The following is a 3,662-nucleotide window of genomic DNA, read 5'->3' as shown; positions in this document are numbered from 1 at the left end:
CAGTACGTCGCCCTCGCCCTGCCCCGCTCGGTGAACCTCGTCGTCGCCGTCCTCGCCGTCCTCAAAGCCGGCGCCGCCTACCTCCCCCTCGACCCCGACTACCCCGCCGACCGCATCACCTACATGCTCGGCAACTCCACACCCGCCTGCCTCCTCACCGACCACACCACCGCACAACGACTGCCCGACACCCCCGCCCTGCCGCACCTGCTCCTGGACGACGAGAGCGACACCGGGACCGCGCACACCGACGCCGACCACGACCCCACGGACAGCGACCGCATCACCGCCCTGCGCCCCGCCCACCCCGCCTACGTCATCTACACCTCGGGCTCCACCGGCCGCCCCAAGGGCGTCGTGGTCGAACACCACTCCCTCAACCACTACCTCGCCTGGGCCCGGCACACCTACCCCGGACTCACGGGGCGGACGCTGGTGCACTCGCCGGTCGCCTTCGACCTCACCGTGACCGGCCTGCTCGGCCCCCTCACCAGCGGCGGCACCGCCCACCTCATCGACCTCAACGACCACACCGCACCGCCCACCGACCAGCCCACCTTCGTCAAGGCCACCCCCTCCCACCTCGCGCTGCTCGCGCAGCTCGACCCGGCGTTCTCGCCGAGCGGGGACCTGGTCCTCGGTGGTGAGTCACTGACCGCCGAGAACCTCGCCACCTGGCGGGAGGCGCACCCGGGTGCGACGGTGATCAACGAGTACGGGCCGACGGAGGCCACCGTCGGCTGCGTGTTCCACACCGTCGAGCCGGGCCGGGCCCTGCCCGCGGGGGCCGTCAGCATCGGCCGGCCGGTGTGGAACACCCAGGTGTACGTGCTGGACGCGTACCTTCGTCCGGTGCCGCCGAACGTGGCCGGCGAGCTGTACATCGGCGGTGACTTCGTCACCCGCGGCTACCACCACCGCCCCGACCTCACCGCCACCCGCTACATCGCCGACCCCTTCACACCCGGCCGGCGCATGTACCGCACCGGCGACCTGGTGAAGTGGCGCGCCGACGGCACCCTCGACTACCTCGGCCGCACCGACCACCAGGTCAAGGTCCGCGGCTACCGCATCGAACTCGCCGAGATCGAGCAGACGCTCGCCGGGCACGACTCGGTCGCGCACGCCGTGGTGACCGTCCGTGAGGACCAGCCCGGGGACCGGCGCATCACCGCCTACCTCACCCCGGCCACCGCCGACACCGCCGGTGCCCACCTGGAGGCGGCCGCGTCTCTGCCCGACTACATGCTGCCCGCGGCCTACGTCACCCTGGACACCCTGCCCCTCACGCCCAACGGCAAGCTCGACACCGCCGCGCTGCCCGCACCCGAGCGCACACCGGCCGCCGGCGGTCGGGCCCCGCGCACCGTCCAGGAGGAGATCCTCTGCGGAATCTTCGCGGACACCCTGGGCATCGACCGCCTCACCATCGACGACGACTTCTTCGAGCTCGGCGGGCACTCCCTCCTCGCCACCCGCCTCGTCAGCCGCATCCGCACCACCCTCGGCACCCACCTCACCGTCCGCGACCTCTTCGAGGCGCCCACCGTCGCCGGGCTCGCCCCTCGTCTCGGTGCGGAGGCCGGCGGACACGCTCCGCTGGCACCCGCGCCGCGCCCGGACCTCGTCCCCCTCTCCCCGGCCCAGCAGCGCCTGTGGTTCCTGCACCAGTTGGAGGGCCCCAGCGCCACCTACAACGTGCCGTTGGCGCTGCGGCTCTCCGGTGAGCTGGACGTGCCGGCGCTGCGGGCGGCGATCGAGGACCTGGTCGCGCGGCACGAGAGCCTGCGCACCGTCTTCCCGCGGAGCGGCGGCACGCCGTACCAGCGGATCCTGGAGGGCGAGGCCGCCCGCCCGGCCGTCGAGGTCCGGGCCGTGGCCGCCGACCAGGTGGAGGGGGCCGTCACCGAGGCCACCCACCACACCTTCGACCTGACCCGGGACCTGCCGCTGCGGGCGTGGATCTTCGCCACGGGCCAGGAGGAGCACGTCCTCCTGCTGCTCACCCACCACATCGTGAGCGACGGCGGTTCACTGGCGCCGCTGGTCGCCGACCTGTCGGCGGCGTACACGGCCCGCCGTGCGGGCGGGGCCCCGGAGTGGGAGCCGCTGCCGGTGCAGTACGCCGACTACGCCCTGTGGCAGCGTGACATCCTCGGGGACGAGTCGGATCCCGGCAGTGTGATCGCCCGTCAGATCGACTACTGGCGCACCGCGCTGGCGGGGCTGCCGGAGCAGCTGGAGCTGCCGACGGACCGGCCGCGTCCGGCCGAGGCCAGCCACCGCGGCGAGACGATCCCGTTCGTCTGGGACGCCGAGCTGCACGAGGGGATCGTCCGGCTCGCCCGGGAGCACCAGTCGACCGTCTTCATGGTGGTGCAGTCCGCCATCGCGGCGATGCTCACCCGGCTCGGCGCAGGCACCGACATCCCCATCGGCACGGCCGTCGCCGGCCGCACCGACGACGCGCTGGACGACCTCGTCGGCTTCTTCATCAACACCCTCGTCCTGCGCACCGACACCTCCGGCGACCCCTCCTTCACCGAACTCCTGGCCCGGGTGCGGGAGTCGAACCTCGGCGCGTACGCGCACCAAGACGTCCCGTTCGAGCGGCTGGTGGAGATCGTCAACCCGTCGCGGTCGCTGTCGCACCACCCGCTGTACCAGGTGATGCTCACCTTCCAGAACGACGAGCCGCAGGTGGAGCTGCCGGGTCTGGTCGTGGAACCGCACGTTCTCCGGGCGGACTCGGCCAAGTTCGACCTGGCCTTCGACGTCGAGGAGCGCACGACGGAACAGGGCCGGCCCGCGGGTGTCCGGGGTTCCGTCGAGTTCGCGACGGACCTCTTCGACCGGGAGACCGCCGTCGCGGTCGCGGACCGGCTGGAACGGCTGCTGCGTTCGGTGACCACCGACCCGTCCCGGCCGCTGAGCACCCTCGACGTGCTCTCCCCCGACGAGCGCGACCGGATACTCACGCGGTGGAACGACACCGCGCGCGCCGTGCCCGACACCACGCTGCCCGAGCTGTTCCAGGCCCAGGCCGCCCGCACCCCGCAAGCCATCGCCGTACAGCACGACGACGCCACCCTGACCTACGCGGAACTCAACACCCGCGCCAACCGGCTCGCCCACCACCTGATCGGCCGGGGCATCGGACCCGAGCAGTACGTCGCCCTCGCCCTGCCCCGCTCGGTGAACCTCGTCGTCGCCGTCCTCGCCGTCCTCAAGACCGGCGCCGCCTACCTCCCCCTCGACCCCGACTACCCCGCCGACCGCATCACCTACATGCTCGGCAACTCCACACCCGCCTGCCTCCTCACCGACCACACCACCGCCGCCACCCTGCCCACCGGCCAGGGCCCCACCCACCTGCTCCTGGACCACCACGAAACAGCCACCGCCCTCGCGGCACACCCGGACCACGACCCCACGGACAGCGACCGCGTCACCGCCCTGCGCCCCGCCCACCCCGCCTACGTCATCTACACCTCAGGCTCCACCGGCCGCCCCAAGGGCGTCGTGGTCGAACACCACTCCCTCAACCACTACCTCGCCTGGGCCCGGCACACCTACCCCACCATGACAGGCCGGGCACTGGTGCACTCACCCGTCGCCTTCGACCTCACCGTCACCGGCCTCCTCGGCCCCCTCACCAGCGG

General features: G+C 72.6%; 1 protein-coding gene. It reads left to right on the top strand.

What is annotated here, in order from left to right:
- Positions 1 to 3,662, top strand: a 3,662-nt coding sequence (locus CCN44_RS33770) for a non-ribosomal peptide synthetase (protein WP_143650135.1), incomplete at both ends; no start/stop codon positions are given.

This window comes from Streptomyces tricolor (assembly GCF_002155905.1).
GTDB lineage: Bacteria > Actinomycetota > Actinomycetes > Streptomycetales > Streptomycetaceae > Streptomyces > Streptomyces tricolor.
The sequence above is the reverse complement of the archived record's forward strand: the minus strand, read 5'-3'. Positions and strand labels throughout refer to the sequence as shown.